Origin of the sequence: Sphingomonas alpina (assembly GCF_014490665.1) — a bacterium.
In the GTDB taxonomy this organism is placed as follows: domain Bacteria; phylum Pseudomonadota; class Alphaproteobacteria; order Sphingomonadales; family Sphingomonadaceae; genus Sphingomonas; species Sphingomonas alpina.
In genome coordinates, this window is record NZ_CP061038.1 from 5,092,188 (window position 1) to 5,113,074 (window position 20,887).

A 20,887-nucleotide genomic window follows, 5' to 3' on the forward strand; every position below is an offset into this window, starting at 1 on the left:
GCAACATGACCAATACGCAACGCGGACTCGCGGAGTTTCTCGGTACATTCTGGCTCGTCTTTGGCGGTTGCGGCAGCGCGGTGTTCGCCGCTGCCTTTCCGGAGGTGGGCATCGGGCTGGCGGGCGTCTCGCTTGCCTTTGGTCTGACCGTGCTGACCATGGCCTATTCCATCGGCCATATCTCGGGCTGCCACCTTAACCCGGCGGTGACCATCGGCCTGTGGGCCGGTGGGCGTTTCGCCGCGAAGGATATCCCGCTCTACGTCATCGCCCAGGTACTCGGCGCAGTCGTCGCGGCGGGCCTGTTGTTCGTCATCGCCAGCGGCAATCCCGATTATTCGCTCGCGGCCAACGGTCTCGCCGCCAATGGTCTCGCCGATCATTCGCCCGGCCATTATTCGCTTCAGGCCGGCCTGATTGCGGAGGTCGTGCTGACCTTCTTCTTCCTGCTCGTGATCATGGGCTCGACCGACACGCGCGCACCGGCCGGCTTCGCGCCGATCGCGATCGGCCTCGCGCTGACCCTGATCCATCTGATCAGCATCCCGATCACCAACACCTCGGTGAACCCGGCGCGCAGCACCGGTCCGGCGCTGATCGTCGGTGGCTGGGCGCTGACCCAGCTGGTCTGGTTCTGGGTCGCGCCGATTGCCGGCGGCATCCTTGGCGGGCTTGTCTACAAGGCGCTCGGTGCCGATGCGAAGCCCAAGCCGCCGATCGAAGGCGAGGCGCTTTAAGCGCGTAGCGTTTGCAAAGCAGGCTCGATTGCCCGACGGAAGCCCGGCCCGATCGCCGGGCTTTTTGTCGAAGCACCTGCCATTGAGCGGGAGTAGAATGCCCTGTTGTCCGCGCAGCTGACGGTCGAGCTACTTCTCGACCTGCCAGTCGGGCTGACAAAAGCCAGTCATCGCTTGATCGGTCGGGTTCAGTGGAGACCGATCAGCCTGGCATGCTTCCGGACCCGGGAAAAGGGATAGGGTTGCCTGATCAGACCGCCAATGGGAGGGCGGCTGATTTCGATAACCGCTGAGCACGATCGACTGGAAATGGCACCTTACCGTGTAGATCGGCTTGATCGCATGATGGCTGGCCGTTGCCCGTTGTCGCGCAGGCCTGCAGTGCTCACGGCGCGTCAGCACGCGATCAATGTTGATTGGCGGGCAGCCACCCTCGCCTGGCTCTGCGCAACCATCACGAAAGCGGTCGAGGGTCAGGGCAATGCCAAGCTCTATCGAGGTCGGCTTGTATTCAACTTCCCGCGCCGCTCCTGCTGAGGGACAGATTGCCAGCCCAAGGATGAACCCTACCGCACCTGTCCGTTTCCAGTCCCCCGGCATTTCGATCATGTGACTGATCTTTCACGGTTTGCGGTTGCCTCAATCCGCCCCCCGTACCCCGCCCCCGAATCCGCCATAGTCAGGCCGTCTCCGCCGCCTTGATCCGCGCGGCGAAGCTCTTCCGGAGCTTCTTCAGCTTGGGCGGGATCACGGCTTGGCAATAGGGATTACGCTGTCCTTCGCCCTGCCAATATTCCTGGTGGTAGTCCTCCGCCGGATACCAGTCGGTCAGCGGTTCGATCGTCGTCACGATCGGGCCGCTGACGTCGATCGCGGCGCGCGCCATCGCCGCGCGGGCTTCGGTCTCCTGTTCGGGCGAATGCGGGAAGATCGCCGAGCGGTACTGTGTGCCGACATCGTTGCCCTGGCGGTTGAGCTGCGTCGGATCATGCGTCGCGAAGAACATGTCGAGCAGGTCCCCATAGCTGACCTGATCGGTATCGAAGGTCACGCGGATCGCCTCGGCATGGCCGGTATCCCCGCCGCAGACCTGGCGATAGGTCGGGTTGGGCACGGTCCCGCCGATATAGCCGCTCTCGACCTTTTCCACGCCGATCACGTCATTGAACACCGCTTCGGTGCACCAGAAACACCCGCCCGCCAGCGTAGCCACTTCGCTTGCCATGATAAGCTCCTCGTTTTGTCTCACTAAGATAGGATCGCGGTGGCGTGAGGCAATCCGCGCTGATAGGCGGACACGCGAACGAAGCGAGGTCAAGACGATGCGCGACATGACGGTGCTGGTGACGGGTGGAGCGGGCTATATCGGCAGCCATGCGGTGCTGGCGTTGCTCGATGCCGGGTACCAGGTCGTGGTGGTCGACAACCTCGTCACCGGCTTCGCGTGGGCGGTCGATAGTCGCGCGACCCTGATCGAGGCGAATATCGAGGATGATGGCCGCGTGCGCGCCGCGATTCGCGGCCATCACGTCAGGGCGATCATGCATTTCGCCGGCTCGGTGGTGGTGCCGGAATCGGTCAGCGATCCGCTCAAATATTATCGCAACAATACGGTGGCCAGCCGGTCGCTGCTGGAAAGCGCGGTCGCGGAGGGCGTGCCGCATTTCATCTTTTCCTCGACCGCCGCGACCTATGGCACGCCGGCGACGGAGACGGTGTCCGAGAACAGCCCGACCGTGCCGATCAATCCGTACGGCATGTCGAAGCTGATGACCGAGGCAATGCTGCGCGATGTCGCGGCGGCGCACCCGGTCAACTATGCGGCGCTGCGCTATTTCAACGTCGCCGGTGCCGATCCGCAGGGCCGCAGCGGGCAATCCACTGCCGGCGCGACCCATCTGATCAAGGTCGCAGTCGAGGCTGCAACCGGCAAACGCTCCTCAGTGGCGGTGTTCGGCAATGATTTCGATACGCCCGACGGGACCGGGGTGCGCGACTATATCCATGTCAGCGACCTTGCCGCGGCGCATGTCGCCGCGCTCGACCTGCTGATCGCCGATCCGGCGAAGAGCCACATCCTCAACGCCGGCTATGGCCATGGCTTCTCGGTCATGCAGGTGCTCGACGCGGTCGACCGGGTCACCAATCGTACGATCGAGCGCCGCATCGAGGGGCGCCGCGTCGGCGACCCGGCGGCATTGATCTCCGATAACAAGGCGATCCTGGCAACGCTCGACTGGACGCCGCAGCGCGACGATCTCGACACGATCGTCGGCGATGCGCTGGCCTGGGAGCGCAAGCTGGCCGAGCGGCAATGAGTGGTGCACGGATCGGGACCGAGACACCGCGATCGGCACGGCTCGCAGTTCTGATTCCCTTCACCATCGTCACCTTGATCTGGGGGTCGACCTGGCTGGTGATCAAAGGTCAGCTTGGGGTCGTGCCGCCGAGCTGGTCGGTCACGTATCGCTTTCTCATCGCCGGCTGCGTGATGCTGGCCTGTGCCGTGTACCGACGCGAACCGCTGCGGCTCGATGCGCGCGGCTGGGCCTTTGCAGCGGCGCTGGGGCTGACGCAATTCTGCCTGAACTTCAATTTCGTCTACCGCGCGGAAGGCTATGTCACCTCCGGTCTGGTTTCGGTGGTGTTCGCGCTGATGCTGGTGCCCAACGCGCTGTTCGCCCGGATCTTCCTTGGCCAGCGGATGGGCGGGCAATTGCTTGTCGGTTCTGGAGTGGCGATCGCGGGCATCGCCTTGCTGTTCCTCCATGAAGCGCGGTCGGGCGCCTCCGGCACGCACGCTGCGCTGGCCGGCATCGGCATCACGCTTTGCGGCGTGTTGTCCGCCTCGACTGCCAACATCATGCAGGGAACCCAGACCGCCAAACGCTACCCCATGATGACGATGCTCGGCGCGGCGATGCTGATCGGCGCCGCGATCGACGCGCTGCTTGCCTGGATTCTGACCGGGCCGCCGGTGTTCGATGCGCGCCCTACCTATATCCTTGGCCTGCTCTATCTCGGCGTGATGGCCTCAGCGGTCGCGTTCACGCTCTATTTCAACGTGCTCAGGGTGATCGGCCCGGCCAAGGCGGCCTATTCGGGGGTGATCGTGCCGGTCATCGCGATGCTGCTGTCGACGATCTTCGAGGGCTATCGCTGGTCGCTGCTTGCCGGCGCGGGCGCGGTGCTGGCGATGATCGGGCTGGTCATCGCACTCAGGGCGCGCAGGCCGAACCGGTAATCGGGATAAATCGGGCGCCAGCCGAGTACCCGTTTCGCCTTGCCGTTCGCGACCCGCCGGTTCTCGGCATAAAAGGCGCGCGCCGCCGGTGAGAGCGTGGCGAGATCGACCAGCGGCGGGGCGGGGCGGCCGAGCAGACGCGCCGCGAATGTCATGACCTCATCCTGCCCGCACGGCATGTCGTCGGCGAGATTATATGCGCCCGGCGGCGCAGCGAGCGCAGCGACCACGCCGTTGACAATGTCGTCGACATGCACCCGGCTGAAGACCTGATCGGGCAGATCGACACGGTGCGCGCGACCTTCTGCCACGCGCTCGAGTGCCGAGCGACCGGGGCCGTAGATGCCGGGCAGCCGAAATACACGCGCGCCAAGCTCCAGCCAGCGCCCGTCTGCCACCGAGCGGGCGGCGCGCCGGCCGACGATCGGCGCGCTTTCATCGACCCAGCCGCTGGCCGCATCGCCATAGACGCCGGTCGAGGAGAGATAGCCAAGCCATGCTGGAGAGCCTGCCAGCGCGTCGCGATAGGCGGCCAGCACCGGATCGGCATCCTCCTCCGGCGGGACGGACGACAGGATATGGCTGGCGGCGGCGATCTCGGGCAGCACGCTCGCGGGGTCGGTCAACGGAATCGTGTCCGCGCGCCGGTCCCGCGACGTGCCGGTCACTCGCCATCCTTCACCGCGCAGCCGATCCGCAAGCCGGCCCGCCGTATAGCCGAGCCCGAAGATCAGCAGCGACGGCATTTACTGGTCGAGCTTCAGGTCCGGCTTGACCATCGCCGCGCCGGGAACATGATCCTTCTTCCACTGCATCGACATGCGCACGCGTGTCGCCCCCGAGGGGTGGTCGAAGAACAAGGCTTCCTCGATCGGGCCGGGTTCGATCTTGCGATATTCCGACAGCCGCATCGCGATCTTGGCGAAGCCGTCGGGCTCGCGCGCGACGTTCAGGCCAAAGGCGTCGGCCTCGCTTTCGTTCACCCGGATGATCGTGTTGAGGACAGGGGTCAGCACCAGCGCCGCCACCGCCGCCATCAACGCGAGGACCGGCGTCGCGGCAGGATCGGCAATGCCGCGCACCTGCCAGCGTGCGCCATGGCGCCGGATCATCGCCGGGCCGGCGCGATAGACGATGCCGAACAGGATCAGCAGGATCACCGCGAACATCGCGATCATCTTGGTCACATGATTGAGCACATAATGGCCCATCTCATGTCCCATCACCGCGGCGATCTCGTCCGGCGCCGTGCGATTGAGCAGATTGTCGTTAAGCGAGATGCGGATCGTCGGTCCCAGGCCCGAGACATTGGCCGAGATGCGCTTGGTCTGTTTCGACGCATCGAACAGATAGACATGTTCGGCGGGGATATTGTTCGACCTGGCCATCGCGACGATCCGGTCGCGGACCGGCCCGTTCGGCAGCTCGGTATATTTGTTGAACAACGGCGCGATGAACACCGGACCGATCAGCGCGCCGAACAGGGCGAAGACGATCATCGTGCCCGCGCCCCAGATCCACCAGGTCCGGCGAAAGCGGCGGATCACGGCGAACAGCGCGGTCAGCAGGGCCATGTTGATGAGGATGCCGATCGCCAGGCCGATCGCCTGTTCGCCGAACCAGGCGATGAAGGACTGGTTCATCAGTCCGTACTGCTTCTCGCGGAAATAGCCGGTGTAGATCGTCCAGGGCAGCGCGATCAACGTGCTGACAAGCGTGAAGGGCACGGCGTAAAGTGCGGTCTGGAGCCAACGCCGTTTGACCAGCCGTTCCGACCAGTCGCGGAACCGCGCCGACAGGCCGGTCGGGAGAAGCGCGAGATAGGAGGCGATGGCGACCAGCGCCGACCATAATGTCAGCCAATAGCCGCCTTCGAAATACGCGTCGGACTTGGCGCGTGCGGGACCCTGCAGCACATCGAGATAGGCGCGCGTCGCCTGATCGACGTCAAAGCCGGGATTGGCGGCATGGGCTATGGCAGGTAGCATGGCGGCGGCGAACGCGATGCCGCTCCAGATGATTGCCTTGCGCATCGTTGCTCCCCCAATTTGCACAAGCCGTCACCCTGGACTTGTTCCGGCATCCACCGTGCCATGAAAGCCTGAGCCTGCGGTAGTGCGGCACCGTGGATCCCGGAGCAAGTCCGGCATGACGAAGGTAGAGCTATTTTCCCGCGCGTCTGTTCATGCGAAACGAGCAGAGACGAAGGCAGTCCCTATCGCGCGCCATATCCCTTGTAGAGCAGGCCGAAGAAATCGCCCTTGTTCCAGCGTGGCCGGTCGTCGCCATCAGCGATCTCGCGCGCGATCGCATAGTTCGCGTCAACGAAGCGGATGCCCTGCGCCCAGTCGATCGGCAGTGATATCTCGTCCGAGGGTTGATGGTAATTGTCGGCGAAGAATTTGGCCCAGGCCGCCTTGCCCGCGCCAGCCTGGCCGGGCCACAGAAAGACCGAGGGAATACCCTGCTGCACGAAGCGGTAATGGTCGGAGCGCACGAAGATCGCCTGGGACGGATCGGGATCGGGCGACATGGTCACGCCGACTCCGGCGACCGCCTTGCTGACGATCGGGCCGAGCGTCGAGCGGTCGGCGCCGAACACCACCATATCCTCGAAGCGATAGGTGAGCAGCGGCATATCGAGATTGACGTCGGCGACGATGGCTTCCTTCGCCACGGTCGGGTGTTTTGCGAAATAATCGGAGCCGACCAGGCCCTTTTCCTCGGCAGTGACGGCAAGGAACATGATGGTGCGGCGCGGCGGCTTGCCGCTCGCCTTGAAACGCTTCGCTTCCTCGATCAGCGAGGCGATGCCGACCGCATTGTCCTCCGCGCCATTGTTGATCGTGTCACCGGTCGCATCGGGCTTGCCCACGCCGATATGATCGAGATGTGCGGACAGGATGACGATTTCCTTGCCGACCTTCGGGTCCGTCCCCGGAATGATCCCGGCGACATTGGCGCTCGATTCCGGCTCGAAGCTGGTCTTCAGCGCAACGGTCAGCGTGCCGGGCAGTTCGACTGCCTTGAACCTGGTTTCGCTGTTGTTGGCCTGTTTGAGCATGTCCTCCCACTTGACCTTCGCCCCGGCGAACAGCTTGGCCGCGCCCGCCGCGCTGATCGTGCCAAGGCCCGGGGCGCCGGCGTTTTCGCCGGTGCCGTCGGGATTGGCCCAGGTCGTGCGCGCCTCGTCCCAGTCGCGCGCCTGAGTGGCGAAGCTGCGCCCGCGCGCCAGGCCCGGCCGGTCGAGTATGATCGTACCGACAGCGCCATGATCGGCCGCGATCACCGCCTTGGTCGCGGGGCTGGCGAAATGCGCGCGCTCCTCGCTTTGCAGGCTGTTCGGCGCGCCGCCGAAATAGGCGACGATCTTGCCCCGCACATCGACACCGGCATAATCGTCGCGCTTCACATGCGGCGCGACGATGCCATAACCGACGAATACCACCGGCGCGTCGATCGCCGTTTCGCGCCGGCCCGGATTGGCGCCCGGCGTATAATCCTCCCCGAACACCAGCGCCTGGGGCGGTGCGCCGGCCTTGGACAGCACGAAATTGCCTTTGTCGGCCGCCTTGTAGGTGGTCAGCGGCACTTTCTGGATATAGCCGCCATCCTGGCCGGCCGGCCGCAGGCCGGCGGCATAGAATTGCGCCGCGACATATTGCGCCGCGATGTCGAATTCCGGGCTTCCCGCCTCACGCCCGCGCATCGCGTCGGAGGCGAGGAACATGACATGCGCTTTCATTGCCGCCTGATCGTCGGGCAGCACCGCGTTGACGATCGCGTTGATCGCGGCGGCGCTCCGCTTGGCGGGCGCGGGTGTCGGCGTTGGCGCCGGCGCGGTTTGGGGGACTGGCGCGGCCTGGGCAATTGTCGCTCCGGCCAGGCCAGCCAGCGCTACCACGCCGATTACTCGAAACATGCCCCGGTCCTTCTCGGCAATATGTGTGCTCCGCGGACTAGCATTGCTGCACCGTCACGCAAGAGTGTGAGATTTCAGTGGCCTGCCGCTCGTGCTCAACGTCCCGGCACGTGAGTGTGAGATTTTCGACGATCGCACGAAAATGAGAGATTTCTGTGGTGCAGCCCTTGCTACGTCCTGTAGATCGGCATCGATGTTAGACGTTCAGACCGCCACCGCCCATCCCGCCGTCACCCGCCGTGAGGATTATCGCCCGCCCGACTGGCAGGTACCCGAAATCGCGCTCGATCTCGATCTCGACCCGGCTTCGACGCGGGTCAATGCGACGCTCAACGTGGTGCGGACCAGCGCACATGATCGGCCGCTGGTGCTCGACGGCGCCGGGCAGACGCCCTTGTCGGTAAAGGTTGACGGCGTCGCGATCAACGACTGGCGGATCGAGGAGGATGCGCTGGTGATCCCGCTATCGGGGTCCGCACATGTGATCGAAACCGAGGTCGAGATCGCGCCCGACCGCAATACCCAGTTGATGGGCCTCTATGCCTCTGGCGGCAATCTGTGCACTCAGTGCGAGGCGGAAGGGTTCCGTCGCATCACCTTCTTCCCCGACCGGCCCGATGTCCTGACCCGTTACAAGGTACGCATGGCGGCGGACAAGGCGCGCTTCCCGGTGTTGCTCGCCAATGGCGATCCGGTCGGTGCGGGCGATCTGGGCGACGGGCGGCACTGGGCCGAGTGGCACGATCCTTATCCCAAGCCTTGCTATCTCTTCGCGATGGTCGCTGGCGATCTGGTCGCCAACCGCGCGACCTTCATCACGCGTTCGGGCCGCCAGGTCGCGCTGGGCATCTGGGTGCGTCCCGCCGACCTGCCCAAGACCGCGCACGCGATCGAGGCGCTCAAGACCTCGATGAAGTGGGACGAGGACGTCTATGGCCGCGAATATGATCTCGACGTGTTCAACATCGTTGCGGTCGATGATTTCAATTTCGGCGCGATGGAGAATAAAGGCCTCAATATCTTCAATTCGCGCTACATTCTGGCCGATGCGGAAACCGCGACCGATTATGATTTCGACGCGATCGCCGCGGTCGTTGCGCATGAATATTTCCACAACTGGTCGGGCAACCGGGTTACCTGCCGCGACTGGTTTCAGCTCTCGCTGAAGGAAGGCTTCACCGTCTTTCGCGATCAGAGCTTCTCAGCCGATCAGGGATCGGCGGCGGTCAAGCGGATCGAGGATGTGCGCGGCCTTCGCGCCGCGCAGTTCCCGGAGGATTCGGGTCCGCTGGCGCATGCGATCCGTCCCGACGCCTATCTCGAAATCTCCAATTTCTACACGGCCACGATCTACAACAAGGGTGCCGAGGTCATCCGCATGATGGCGACGATGCTCGGCCCGAAGCAATTCCGCGCCGCGACCGATCTCTATTTCGACCGCTTCGACGGTACGGCGGCGACCTGCGAGGATTTCGTGGCATGCATGGAAGAGGGCGGCGGCATCGACCTGACCCAGTTCCGGCTATGGTATTCACAGGCTGGCACGCCGCGCGTCTCCGCCTCGCTGACTCATGAACCCGGAAGCGGCCGCGCGGTGCTGAAGCTCGCGCAACGCATGCCGCCGACGCCCGGCCAGCCCGACAAGAAGCCTATGGTCCTGCCCCTCAAGCTCAAGCTGTTCGGTGCCGAGACCGCACAGCCGATCGGATCGGAACAGCTCATCCTGCTGTCGGATGCGGAAGAGCAGATCAGCTTCGAGACCGTCACCGAACGCCCGGTCCTGTCGATCAATCGCGGCTTTTCCGCGCCGGTGATCGTCGAGACCGACCGCTCGGCCGCCGATCTCGCCTTTCTCTCGGCGCATGACGACGATCCCTTTGCGCGCTACGAAGCGATGCAGCAACTGATGCTCGATACGCTGGTCGAGGGTGCGAAACATGGGCAGGCTGACCATGCTGCGGTGATCGCGGCGGTCGCCAATACGCTGCAGGACCCACATCTCGATTCGGCCTTCATTGCCGAAGCCGTACTGTTGCCGTCCGACAGCTTTATCGGCGATCAGATGGCGCTGGTCGATCCCGAAGCGATCTTCCGCGCGCGCGAGGCATTGCGCCGCGATCTCGGCCGAGCGCTCGAGGCACAGTGGCGTGCGGCCTATGACGGCGCGCGCGCCGCCAAGTTCGAATATTCCCCCTCGGCCAAGGGGCAGCGCCGCCTGAAGACAGTCGCGCTCGGCTATATCGCGGCAAGCGGTGCGGTCGATGCGGCGAGCCTGGCCTTTGGCCAGTTCGAGGCGGCGGACAATATGACCGACCGGCAAGGCGCACTGACCACATTGGTCAGCGGCAATGCGCCGGAGCGGATCGCGGCGCTCGACATCTTCTACAATCGCTACAGCGACAATGCGCTGGTACTCGACAAATGGTTCTCGACCCAGGCGCTCTCGGCACGCGATGATACGCTGGCGATGGTCACCGAACTGGCGCGCCACCGCGACTTCACGCTCGCCAATCCGAACCGCGCCCGCGCCTTGGTCGGGGCGTTCAGCGTCAACCAGCGCGCGTTCAATCAGGCGTCGGGCGAAGGCTATCGCTTCGTCGCCGATCAGTTGATCGCGCTGGACAAGCTCAACCCGCAGACCGCCGCCAAGCTGATCCCGCCACTTGGCCGCTGGCGCCGCTTCGATGAAGCGCGTGCGGCGATGATGCGGGCGGAACTGGAGCGGATCGTCGCGACGCCGGGGCTGTCGAAGGATATGTTCGAACAGGCGTCGCGAAGCCTGGCGGGATAGTGAATCTGATCGATCATCCCACTTAGGTTGCGCCGCTTGCTTGCTATCGCTGCGACCTTTCTGGTCGCTGGCTGCCACGCCCCGCCCCGCCGAAACATCAGCAGGCTGCGTTGCAGCGCGACGCGACCGCGGCATGCGCCTGTGAAGCCCAGATATCCGGGCCGGAGCGAGCGAATTGCTGGAAAGCGTTTGATGCTGCTTCGATGAGTTCCGAACGACTGATGGGTGCAGGATTGCTGCCCCCGGTTCGGTTTTTCGATTGACTGGTACGAGTGGTGTCGATCCCCGGCAGCTTTTAGCGAAACCCCGGGATCAGTGGCAGGACAAGCCAATCGGCTGATACATCTAAACCAAATTTCGGACCTGACACCCGGATATTCAGAGCCGATGTCATACCATTGCCAATCGGTCCTTGGCTTCAAGGCGGAGAAATTTGCCCCGGTTATGGGCGATCGACGAGAAGTCATGAACGCCTTTGAGGCCCAGAGTGTCGATCAGGTCGCCCTTGGCATACAGGGCGAATTTCCTGTTCAGGCTGAACCCCTCCAGGCATCCTATTTTGATGGATGGATGACGTGCGCTGATCCGGTTGGCGATCTCGGTAATTTCGGACCATGTTCTCGGAACGAATGTCTGTTCGTTGCTCGGCAGATAAATTCGATAGAGTAATATCGAGTTACTCCCCATCTCTCCCGAAGCCATGGCTGCAACCTCGTCCATATCGCTTTCCTGGGTGAAATCGAAAATGGGATATCGAACTTCGGTGAAAACATCGTGCGATGCGAGGATTCGCAAAACCTGGGTCACTTCCTGCATGTATTTTGAAAAAAGGCTGCTTTTTACCCCTGTAGTGTATTCAAATTCGTGAGGTCTGGATGCTTTGATATCGATCGCGGCATATTGACTGTACGGTGCGATGGCCCGTGCGAATTTCGCAGAAAATCCATTATGAGCGAAACCGATCTTGACGCCGAGATCGGCAAAATACTTCGCTAATGCCACGCTCTCGCGGATGAAGGTGGAGGGATCGCCTCCCGTCAAATAGGGTATTTTCTTGATTCCCGGATACGCCCCTGCCGCCTGCATTTCCGTCTCGATTTCGCGGACGACGTGATCGAAGGAGAAAGAGCGCGCGCCTACCGTCAGTTTTGTCTCGGGATCCTCATGCTGACTGCCCCGGCAACAGCTTGGGCACGCCATGTTGCAGCGGGCGAAAACGATGCACAGCGCTTCCAGTGGCGGATGACCGAATATCGTCTTCTCATCCAGTAAAAGCCTGTCCGAAATCGCCCCACCAAGCGGGGCCGGCATCAAACTCAGCTGACTTATCGGTTTATCGGACACGATCTGCCTCGGACTGGTTATATTGTTTCAGTGTGACGTGATGTGAGGAGATGGTTGTCGTCCACGTGATATGGTCGACCTTTCATCGCCCTCATCTTTGAGCCAATGCTGTTCCATTGGCGTCGCTGCTTGTCGCTTGCGGAGGCTTGCTGCTTGCCATCGCCAGAAGATCGATGAACGCATCCGGATAGCCGGCAACTTTCCGTAGCTCCGCCTGGAGTGGGCCACGCGGCGCCAGCGGCATGTCCAGCCTGATGGCCATGTCCCGCACCGTGTCGAGATAAGCCGTGTCCGAACCGTCATGAATATGGATCAGCCATTTGCAGCCGAAATACGCATGCCTGAGTTCGTCGGCGTCGACATAATCGATCATCTCCGCAATGTGGAGGATGCCGGCGTCATTCATCGCCTCACCGAAGGGGATATTCGCTTCGAGCGCATGACCTTCCTGGAGAACTTGTTCGATCGCCAGGCGTTCTGCCAAAGTGGAGCCCAGCATATATTTTGACCATACCTTGTTGCAGTAGGTATAATCTCCGAAATCACTGCCGAGTTCTTTAAGGTGGCGGCGCATCATTTGGGCGTGACGCGTTTCATCCCAGACCTGGCGTGCCATATCCAGTTTGAACTCGATCGGCATGTCGCGGAATTCGACAATGTTCCGCCCGCAAATCTCCATTGCGTTGATTTCTACGTCGATCCCCACCTGATGGAGCCAGCGTTGCATATGTTCGCCAAGCTCGATGAGATGGTCATAGTTCTGATGGCTCATCGGTTTGATGATTTGCTGTTCGGAATATTGCCAGGTTTCAGGTCGGCCTGGCTGATCGACCAGGGGCGGCACCGCCTCGGTTCCGAGATAGCTGTGCGAATTTGTGGCCGTGACGGGTGCCGGGAACGCAATATCCTGCCAATCGGCGGCGAAGGAGGAGATGATGGCAATCTGGTGATTGAGGGAAATTTCTGTCCCACGAAGGAGTATGACGGTAGGCTGATCACCAATTGGGTCCGTATTGGACATATACCATGCCAAATGCCGGCAAAGACCACTCAGTGTTCCGGAAAGAAACGCAGCCTGGCTCCGGACATCGTGCAGCGTAGCCGCGCTCGCCAGCCAGCGCTCATATTCATCCGTCGCAATCGGAGTCACATCCTTGGTCAGGAGTGTCTTGAGTCTGTAATGAAGATTGGCAACTTCTTCACCACAATGACCGATGAGCTGACCAAGCGCGATCTTGAAGTCTATGTTCTGCGTCGACCCGACCCAGGCGCTTGAATGTTCAATCACCCTGATCAGAGCGTATACGTATCCAGATAATGTCCTTTGTCTTTCAACGAAGGATCGCGTTTGCGCAATGCCGGCAAGTATACCGGATTGAGGCGTTTCGGTTCGAATCAAATCATCTCTGCCCAGCAAAGAAGGGGAATCTTCTGGTGCGCAGGAAGTAGATTTTCGATCATTCAACATGCGCTTGACTCACCTCTCAAATGATTTGTTTCATTAGAAAGACATTATGTGATGAATCAGTGTACTGAGGTAATCTATATCATAGATCGACACATTATTTGTGATTCAACTATATTGTCAAGCGTCGTGGAATGGGTGCAAGTTTTCGAAACGGAATCGGAATGAAATTTAAGACAATTTGATGAATGGGAAAAGATATAATGTTATTACTATAGAGCTTCCGTCCGGGTACGGGCAGGGGGATATGGGACATATCTGGTGCCCCATGTTTCCTGCCCGCGTCTCCTCGCGGCCCTGTCGTTAACGGCGATTCAATGGCGTTGCATGATGCTGCATGTTGGCGGTTGGGCAAACCGAGCGAAGCGTGCTTGCCCTGCTCTTTGACATGGCCGCGAAACGCCGGGCGATCATCGCCCTGTTTTGATCGCAACGGCCCCTGTTATTGCCCCTGTTCCGCCGCTGTTCTCATAACAGGGGCTGGGCCAGCCATGCTGCTGAAAACAAACGCGTAATCCGGCAGCCGAATCCAACATAACAGGGGCAGAAAAATACATTGTCGAAAACAGGGGATAACAGGGGCGACACGCTGACAGCGGCGGCCCAATCAGAGATTGTCCTGCCCTAGAAAAGCCGCCCGCCATTCGGCACCACCACGCTCGGGCTGAACAATACGACTTTCCCCTCGGCATCGGGAAAGCCCAGCGTCAGCACTTCGGACATCATCGGGCCGATCTGGCGTGCCGGGAAATTGACCACCGCCGCGACCTGGCGTCCGGGCAGCTCCTCCAGCGTGTAGTGTTCGGTAATCTGCGCCGAGGACCGCCTGATCCCGATCGTCGGACCGAAATCGATCGCCAGCTTGTAGGCCGGCTTGCGCGCCTCGGGAAAAGGCAGCGCCTCGACGATCGTGCCGATGCGGATATCGACGGCCAGGAAATCGTCGAAGCCGATCGTCGGCGCGGCCGCCGCCGCCGGGTCATGCGTCGCGTGCATCAGAGATCGAAGTCCACATCGTCATAATGTTTGGGCGGGGTGATCCCCTCCATCCGCTCCGACAGCAGGGGTCGGAAGCTCGGACGGCTCTTCAGCCCGCGATACCAGCGCGCGGTCTGTTCATGATTCTTCCAGTCGATCCCGCCGAGATAATCTGTCACCGAAATCTGTGCCGCCGCCGCCAGGTCGGCGAGGCTCATCGTCGATCCTGCCATCCAGTTGTGATGGTCGAGCAGATAATCGGTATAATCGAGGTGACGCACTGCCGCCTTCATTGCCTCGCGCAGCACCTTGGAATCGGGCGATTCCTTGGTCACCAGCCGCTTCTCCATCCGTTCGCGGAGCAGCGGTGCGGTGATATCGGCGAAGAATTGCGTGTCGAACCAGGCGACCAGCCGGCGGATTTCGGCGCGATTGACCGCCGTGCCATTGATCATCGCCGACTTCTCGACCGTTTCCTCGAGATATTCGCAGATTGCCATCGAATCCATCAGCAGGATTTTCCGTGCCGGATCGATCATCACCGGCACTTGGCCGGCGGGGTTCATGTCGAGGAATTCGTCACGTCGCTCCCATGGCGATTCGCGCACGAGATCGTAACCGACGCCCTTTTCGCCGAGCAGAAGCCGGACCTTGCGTGAAAAAGGACATAGAGGGAATTGATGGAGTTGCCACATCCCTGCCTACTTAACGCGAGGCGCAGGGACGTCCAGCGCTTGACGTCAGTTGTCGTGCGAAGATCGGGCTTTCTCGCCATCGCGGGCGGATTTGAGCACGCGGCGCAAGCGGTTGGCGGTGGCGCGCAACTCGCCGCTCATCGTCGCGGCATCGCCAGCCACCGTTCCAGCAGCGGCAACGGCATTGCGGGTCTGGTCATGGAGGTCACGATCGAATGCGGGATCGTCGCGCCTGACCAGTGTACCCAAGGTATCGTCCGACCGCACATCGTCTTGCGGATCGGTATAGCGTGCGAGCGGACCGACCCGCGTGTCGAGGATTGCGTTCGCCAGGTCGCCGATGATCCCAGCGATCCCGTCCTGAACCGCGGGATCCGACAGAGTGCGCGCCAGCTTGTCCGCCGAACGCTCCGTATCCGGGACGCGATCCTGCGCCATGACCGGGGTGGTCATGGCAAGGCCCAGGGAAAGCAACAGGGTCAGTCTCATCGGAGCACCGTCGACTCGAATACCAGCGATATCCATAGCATAGCGGGCGATTGAACGCGACCCCGACCTATTCCGCCGCGACCATCTCCACGCTGTCGTCGAGCGGATGGCTCAGTCGGGTGAGCATTTCCTTCGGCACGACCTGCCAGAAGCGGTCGACCACCCGGCCCCAATCGTCGAGCAGGCTGCCCGACCATTTGGAATCGGTTGCGGCATGATGCGCGCGGACCAGATTGAGCAGCACCGATTCCCAATGCATCGACGATAGTCGCTGCCAGGTGATGCTTTCCGGATTGGCGCGGCGTGCGAAGCTGCCGTCCTCGTCATAGATGAACGCCATGCCGCCGGTCATGCCGGCGCCGAAATTGGTGCCGACCGCGCCGAGCACGACCGCCACGCCGCCGGTCATATACTCGCAGCCATTGGCGCCGCAGCCTTCGACCACCACGGTCGCGCCCGAATTGCGCACCGCGAAACGCTCGCCCGCCTGGCCCGCCGCGAGCAGGCTGCCCGAGGTCGCGCCGTAGAGGACGGTGTTGCCGATGATCGTGTTCTGCTGGCTGACCAAAGGCGAGCTGACCACCGGCCGGACGACGATCTTGCCGCCCGACAGGCCCTTGCCGACATAGTCGTTGGCGTCGCCGAACACCTCCAGCGTCACGCCCTTGCACAGGAATGCACCCAATGACTGGCCGGCCGAGCCGCGCAGCCGGACATGGACATGCCCGTCGGCGAGCGTCGACATGCCGAACTTGGCAGTGATTTCGCTCGACAGGCGCGTGCCGACCGCGCGGTGCGTGTTGCGCACCGAATAGGTCAGCTGCATCTTCTCACCGCGCGAGAACACCGCTGCCGCGTCCTTGATCATCTGCGCATCGAGGCTGTCCGGCACTTCGTTGCGGAAGCTGGTCAGCGAGAAGCGGCGCTGATCGTCGGGCGCATCGACCTTGGCGAGGATCGGGTTGAGATCAAGATCGTCGAGATGTTCGGCACCACGGCTGGTCTGGCGCAGCAATTCGGTGCGGCCGATCACCTCGTCCAGGCTGCGGAAGCCGAGCCGGGCGAGGATGTCGCGCACTTCCTCGGCGATGAAGGTCATCAGGTTGATGACCTTTTCCGGTGTGCCGGTGAACTTCGCGCGGAGGCGCTCGTCCTGCACGCACACACCGACCGGGCAGGTGTTGGAATGGCACTGCCGCACCATGATGCAGCCCATCGCGACGAGGCTGAGCGTGCCGATGCCGAATTCCTCGGCGCCGAGGATCGCGGCGATCACCACGTCACGGCCCGTCTTCAGTCCGCCATCGGTCCTGAGCTTGATCCGCCCGCGCAGGCCATTGAGCGTCAGCGTCTGGTTGACTTCGCTCAGCCCCATTTCCCACGGCGTGCCGGCATATTTGATGCTGGTCTGCGGACTCGCGCCGGTGCCGCCGACATGGCCGGAGACGAGAATGACATCGGCATGCGCCTTGGCCACGCCGGCTGCCACGGTGCCGATCCCGGCCGAGCTGACCAGCTTCACGCAGACGCGCGCACGTGGATTGATCTGCTTCAGGTCGTAGATCAGCTGCGCCAGATCCTCGATCGAATAGATGTCATGGTGCGGCGGCGGCGAGATCAATGTCACGCCCGGTGTCGCATGGCGCAGCTTGGCGATAAACTCGGTCACCTTGAAACCGGGCAGCTGCCCGCCCTCGCCAGGCTTGGCGCCCTGCGCGACCTTGATCTCGATCTCTTCGCACGCGCCGAGATATTCGGCGGTGACGCCGAACCGGCCCGAGGCGATCTGCTTGACGCCCGAGTTCGCATTGTCGCCATTCGCATAGGGCGTGTAGCGCGCCTTGTCCTCGCCGCCTTCGCCCGACACTGCCTTGGCGCCGATCCGGTTCATTGCGATGGCCAGCGTCTCATGCGCCTCCGGCCCAAGCGCGCCAAGGCTCATGCCCGGCGTGACGAAACGCTTGCGGATCTCGGTGATCGCCTCGACCTGGTCGACGGCCACGCCTTCGTCGGGGAAATTGAACTGCAGCAGATCGCGCAGATAGATGGGCGGCAGTGCCTCGACCCCACGCGAGAATTGCAGATAGGTCGAATAGCTGTCGTTGCCGACCGCCGATTGCAGCAAGTGCATCAGCTGCGCCGAATAGGCATGCGCCTCGCCGGTATGCCGCTGGCGATAAAAGCCGCCGATCGGGAGCGTCGCGACGGCGGGATCATAGGCCGCCTCATGCCGCTCCGTCGCATTGACGAACAGCGAGGCATAGCCTTCACCCGAAATCTTCGCCGGCATGCCGGGAAACAGGTCGTTGACCAGCGCCCGGCTAAGACCCACCGCTTCGAAATTATAGCCGCCGCGATAGCTGGAGATCACCGCGATCCCCATCTTCGACATGATCTTGAGGAGCCCCTCATCGATCGCCTTGCGATGCCGCTTGAAGCAATCCTCGAGACTGAGGTCGCCGAACAGGCCACGTTCGTGCCGGTCAACGATCGATGCCTCGGTCAGATAGGCGTGCACCGTGGTCGCGCCGACGCCGATCAGCACCGCATAATAATGCGTGTCGAGGCATTCGGCGGTCTGGATGTTGACGCTGGCATAGGAGCGCAGCCCTTTGCGCACGAGATGCGTATGTACTGCCGCTGCCGCCAGCACGCCGGCGATGCCGACTCGGTCGGGGCCGATGTTCATGTCTGACAGGAACAGTTCGCTTTTGCCCTCGCGCACCGCTTGTTCGGCTTCCGCACGAATCCGTGCGATCGCTGCGCGCAGATGTTCGGGCTTGCCGCTCGCCTCGAAGGTGCAGTCGATCTCCGCCACTGCCGATCCGAAATAGGCTTTGAGACGCGCCCAGTCAGTGCCGGTCAGCACCGGCGATTCAAGCACGAGCACGCCGTCGCGCCGATCCTCGGTGTCGAGGATGTTGGCGAGGTTACCGAAGCGGGTCTTGAGCGACATGACATGGCGCTCGCGTAAGCTATCGATCGGCGGATTGGTCACCTGGCTGAAATTCTGCCGGAAGAACTGGCTGATCAGCCGCGGCTTGTCCGAGATCACCGCGAGCGGCGTATCGTCACCCATCGACCCGATCGCTTCCTTCGCGCCCTCGACCATGGGCGACAGGATCAGCTCCATATCCTCCAGGGTCTGGCCGGCGGCGACCTGGCGCCGGATCAGATCGGCGCGGCTGAAGCGAGCCGTCGCATCGGCGGGCGGAGCGGGGAGATCGTCGATCGCGGTGAAATTGCCGATCATCGCGCCGTAATCGGCCTCGGCTGCCAGCCGGTCCTTGACCTCACGGTCCTTGAGCAGTTCACCCTTGTCGAGATCGATCGCGATCATCTGGCCCGGGCCGAGCCGGCCCTTCTCGATGATGGTCGATTCAGGCACCACGACCATGCCGCTCTCGGAACCAACGATCAGCAGCCCGTCGGAGGTACGGGTGTAGCGCAGCGGCCGCAGTGCGTTGCGATCCATGCCGGCAACCGCCCAGCGGCCATCGGTCATGGCAAGTGCGGCGGGGCCGTCCCACGGCTCCATCACGCTGGCGAGATATTTGTACATGTCGAGATGCGCGCGAGGCATCTCGTCCTTGCCCAGCCATGCCTCGGGTACGAGCATCAACTTGGCGGTCGGCGCGTCGCGACCCGAACGACAGATTGCCTCGAACACCGCGTCGAGTGCTGCGGTATCGGATGCACCGGCCGGGATGACCGGTTTGATGTCCTCGGAATTGTCGCCGAACGCGAGGCTTGCCATGCGGATCTCGTGGCTCAGCATCCAGTTCTTGTTGCCGCGGATCGTGTTGATCTCGCCATTATGCGCGAGGCAGCGGAACGGCTGCGCCAGCCACCATTGCGGGAAGGTGTTGGTCGAATAACGCTGATGGAAGATCGCTACCCGGCTCTCGAAGCGCTGGTCCTGCAGGTCGGGATAGAAGACCGACAGCGATTCCGCGAGGAACAGCCCCTTGTAGATGATCGAGCGGCACGACAGCGAACAGATATAAAAGCCCTGGATCTGCGCGGCGATGACGCGCTTTTCGATCCGGCGGCGGACGAGATAGAGATTCTTCTCGAACTCGGCGGCGCTCGCCTCATCGGGCAGGGGGCCGGCGATCATGATCTGCTCGATCTCGGGCCGCGTGGCTTGCGCCTTTTGCCCGATCACCGACACATCGACCGGCACCTGGCGCCAGCCATAGATCGAATAGCCTTCCTCGATGATCACGCTCTCGACGATCGTGCGGCAGGCTTCCTGCGCGCCGAGATCGGTGCGCGGCAGGAAGATCATGCCGACCGCCAGCCGGTTCGGCTGCACCTTGTGCCCCGATGCGACGACGGCATCATCGAAGAATTTGAGCGGCAGATCGACATGCAGGCCGGCCCCGTCGCCGGTCTTGCCATCGGCATCGACCGCGCCGCGGTGCCACACCGCCTTCAGCGCATCGATCGCCGACTGTACCACGCGCCGTGAGGCGCTGCCGTCGGTGGCCGCGACCAGCCCGACGCCGCAGGCGTCGCCTTCGAACTCGGGCCGGTACATGCCGTCACGGGCAAGGCGGTCGCGTTCGGCCTGATTGGCGATCTGGCTGTTCATCAGTGGCGCCCCTTTTTGTCCAGCGCTTCGATCTCTGCCTTCAGCTTGGCCACTTCGTCGGGCATGCGTTGCATCGATCGCGTCATCAGGCCATTCATCCACACGCCGACATCGGGATCAGCCATGATCGTCGGTGCCTGCGCCAGATAGACCTGACCCGTCGGCGTCGCGAAAAAGGTCGCCATGTCGTTCAACTGCGCGAGCGTGAAGCGGCGGGCATATGCGCGTGCCATCGCATCGAGCATGCCCGGCAGATTGGCGATCAGTTCCTCGGTGCTCCTTGCCATCTGCCGTTCCATGAAGCGGTCGAATACTGCCCGCGCCCCCGGCTGCTTGTCCATCGCGGCGGCGAGTTCGGCATTCTGGGCGAACGACCGGGTCATGTTCTGCATCATTGCGGCCATCATCGATCGCATCATCTGGTCGCGTGTCGCGGACGGCATGATCTGATCCATCAGCGCACGCGCCACAGTCAGTCGCGCCGGATCGACCGGGGTCGCCTGCGCCGGTGCCGGTGCCGGTGCCGGTGCTGTAGGCGCTGGCGTGGTCTGGGCGGCCAAAGGTGCGGAGACGGCTGATGCCAGCAGCACGACGAGCGTCGCTGTCCTGATCATGGGGAGTCTTC

The 20,887-nt window shown here is 62.5% G+C and carries 16 protein-coding genes; 4 read left to right on the forward strand and 12 right to left on the reverse strand.

What is annotated here, in order from left to right:
• Positions 1–5 precede the first annotated feature (5 nt).
• Positions 6–737: an aquaporin Z gene (gene aqpZ / locus H3Z74_RS23840; RefSeq protein WP_187761929.1), complete on the forward strand. Its 732-nt coding sequence runs from the start codon at positions 6–8 to the stop codon at positions 735–737.
• A 129-nt stretch (positions 738–866) separates the two neighbouring features.
• Here the strand turns inward: aqpZ and H3Z74_RS23845 are convergent, their stop codons facing one another.
• Both H3Z74_RS23845 and msrA read right to left on the reverse strand, forming a co-directional pair.
• Positions 867–1,346, reverse strand: coding sequence for a hypothetical protein (locus tag H3Z74_RS23845; protein WP_187761930.1), 480 nt, complete (start codon positions 1,344–1,346; stop codon positions 867–869).
• Positions 1,347–1,416: 70 nt separating this feature from the next.
• Complete coding sequence (gene msrA, locus H3Z74_RS23850; protein WP_187761931.1) at positions 1,417–1,962, reverse strand: peptide-methionine (S)-S-oxide reductase MsrA; 546 nt, start codon at positions 1,960–1,962, stop codon at positions 1,417–1,419.
• Positions 1,963–2,059: 97 nt separating this feature from the next.
• Here msrA and galE point away from each other — a divergent pair, with 97 nt between their 5' ends.
• Positions 2,060–3,055, forward strand: coding sequence for a UDP-glucose 4-epimerase GalE (gene galE / locus H3Z74_RS23855; RefSeq protein ID WP_187761932.1), 996 nt, complete (start codon positions 2,060–2,062; stop codon positions 3,053–3,055).
• A complete protein-coding gene (locus H3Z74_RS23860; protein ID WP_187761933.1) occupies positions 3,052–3,981 on the forward strand; it encodes a DMT family transporter in 930 nt (309 codons plus the stop codon). Before galE ends, H3Z74_RS23860 begins: the two co-directional genes overlap by 4 nt.
• On the opposite strand, the gene H3Z74_RS23865 is transcribed toward H3Z74_RS23860, so the two are convergent.
• The 3 genes from H3Z74_RS23865 to H3Z74_RS23875 form a co-directional block, all read right to left on the reverse strand.
• Positions 3,891–4,727, reverse strand: a complete 837-nt coding sequence (locus H3Z74_RS23865) for a Rossmann-fold NAD(P)-binding domain-containing protein (RefSeq protein WP_187761934.1) — start codon at positions 4,725–4,727, stop codon at positions 3,891–3,893. The genes H3Z74_RS23860 and H3Z74_RS23865 overlap by 91 nt on opposite strands.
• Positions 4,728–6,014, reverse strand: coding sequence for a M48 family metallopeptidase (locus H3Z74_RS23870; RefSeq protein ID WP_229726783.1), 1,287 nt, complete (start codon positions 6,012–6,014; stop codon positions 4,728–4,730).
• Positions 6,015–6,196: 182 nt separating this feature from the next.
• Entirely contained in the window at positions 6,197–7,903 is a 1,707-nt protein-coding gene (locus H3Z74_RS23875; protein ID WP_187761935.1) for a M28 family metallopeptidase, read from the reverse strand.
• Positions 7,904–8,096: 193 nt separating this feature from the next.
• On the opposite strand from H3Z74_RS23875, the gene pepN reads away from it, so the two are divergent.
• Positions 8,097–10,694, forward strand: coding sequence for an aminopeptidase N (pepN, locus tag H3Z74_RS23880; RefSeq protein WP_187761936.1), 2,598 nt, complete (start codon positions 8,097–8,099; stop codon positions 10,692–10,694).
• 390 nt (positions 10,695–11,084) lie between these two features.
• On the opposite strand, the gene H3Z74_RS23885 is transcribed toward pepN, so the two are convergent.
• The 7 genes from H3Z74_RS23885 to H3Z74_RS23915 form a co-directional block, all read right to left on the reverse strand.
• Positions 11,085–12,005, reverse strand: coding sequence for a radical SAM protein (locus H3Z74_RS23885; protein WP_187761937.1), 921 nt, complete (start codon positions 12,003–12,005; stop codon positions 11,085–11,087).
• A gap of 124 nt (positions 12,006–12,129) precedes the next feature.
• On the reverse strand, positions 12,130–13,506 hold the full coding sequence (locus tag H3Z74_RS23890; protein WP_187761938.1) for a DUF455 family protein: 1,377 nt from the start codon (positions 13,504–13,506) through the stop codon (positions 12,130–12,132).
• Positions 13,507–14,127: 621 nt separating this feature from the next.
• Positions 14,128–14,499, reverse strand: a complete 372-nt coding sequence (locus tag H3Z74_RS23895) for a tRNA-binding protein (protein ID WP_187761939.1) — start codon at positions 14,497–14,499, stop codon at positions 14,128–14,130.
• Entirely contained in the window at positions 14,499–15,176 is a 678-nt protein-coding gene (locus tag H3Z74_RS23900; protein ID WP_187761940.1) for a glutathione S-transferase family protein, read from the reverse strand. The genes H3Z74_RS23895 and H3Z74_RS23900 overlap by 1 nt, the downstream gene beginning before the upstream one ends.
• Positions 15,177–15,221: 45 nt before the next feature.
• Positions 15,222–15,665 carry a hypothetical protein gene (locus H3Z74_RS23905; protein ID WP_187761941.1) on the reverse strand — a complete coding sequence of 148 codons (444 nt, stop codon included), beginning with the start codon at positions 15,663–15,665 and terminating at the stop codon, positions 15,222–15,224.
• Between the two features lie 67 nt (positions 15,666–15,732).
• On the reverse strand, positions 15,733–20,262 hold the full coding sequence (gene gltB, locus H3Z74_RS23910) for a glutamate synthase large subunit (protein ID WP_187761942.1): 4,530 nt from the start codon (positions 20,260–20,262) through the stop codon (positions 15,733–15,735).
• Complete coding sequence (locus H3Z74_RS23915; protein WP_187761943.1) at positions 20,262–20,876, reverse strand: DUF2059 domain-containing protein; 615 nt, start codon at positions 20,874–20,876, stop codon at positions 20,262–20,264. The genes gltB and H3Z74_RS23915 overlap by 1 nt, the downstream gene beginning before the upstream one ends.
• Positions 20,877–20,887 lie beyond the last annotated feature (11 nt).

Coding starts and splice junctions, on each gene's coding strand:
- aqpZ (WP_187761929.1), top strand. CDS start 6: ATGACCAATACGCAACGCGGACTCGCGGAGTTTCTCGGTACATTCTGG.
- H3Z74_RS23845 (WP_187761930.1), bottom strand. CDS start 1,346: ATGATCGAAATGCCGGGGGACTGGAAACGGACAGGTGCGGTAGGGTTC.
- msrA (WP_187761931.1), bottom strand. CDS start 1,962: ATGGCAAGCGAAGTGGCTACGCTGGCGGGCGGGTGTTTCTGGTGCACC.
- galE (WP_187761932.1), top strand. CDS start 2,060: ATGCGCGACATGACGGTGCTGGTGACGGGTGGAGCGGGCTATATCGGC.
- H3Z74_RS23860 (WP_187761933.1), top strand. CDS start 3,052: ATGAGTGGTGCACGGATCGGGACCGAGACACCGCGATCGGCACGGCTC.
- H3Z74_RS23865 (WP_187761934.1), bottom strand. CDS start 4,727: ATGCCGTCGCTGCTGATCTTCGGGCTCGGCTATACGGCGGGCCGGCTT.
- H3Z74_RS23870 (WP_229726783.1), bottom strand. CDS start 6,014: ATGCGCAAGGCAATCATCTGGAGCGGCATCGCGTTCGCCGCCGCCATG.
- H3Z74_RS23875 (WP_187761935.1), bottom strand. CDS start 7,903: ATGTTTCGAGTAATCGGCGTGGTAGCGCTGGCTGGCCTGGCCGGAGCG.
- pepN (WP_187761936.1), top strand. CDS start 8,097: ATGTTAGACGTTCAGACCGCCACCGCCCATCCCGCCGTCACCCGCCGT.
- H3Z74_RS23885 (WP_187761937.1), bottom strand. CDS start 12,005: ATGCCGGCCCCGCTTGGTGGGGCGATTTCGGACAGGCTTTTACTGGAT.
- H3Z74_RS23890 (WP_187761938.1), bottom strand. CDS start 13,506: ATGTTGAATGATCGAAAATCTACTTCCTGCGCACCAGAAGATTCCCCT.
- H3Z74_RS23895 (WP_187761939.1), bottom strand. CDS start 14,499: ATGCACGCGACGCATGACCCGGCGGCGGCGGCCGCGCCGACGATCGGC.
- H3Z74_RS23900 (WP_187761940.1), bottom strand. CDS start 15,176: ATGTGGCAACTCCATCAATTCCCTCTATGTCCTTTTTCACGCAAGGTC.
- H3Z74_RS23905 (WP_187761941.1), bottom strand. CDS start 15,665: ATGAGACTGACCCTGTTGCTTTCCCTGGGCCTTGCCATGACCACCCCG.
- gltB (WP_187761942.1), bottom strand. CDS start 20,262: ATGAACAGCCAGATCGCCAATCAGGCCGAACGCGACCGCCTTGCCCGT.
- H3Z74_RS23915 (WP_187761943.1), bottom strand. CDS start 20,876: ATGATCAGGACAGCGACGCTCGTCGTGCTGCTGGCATCAGCCGTCTCC.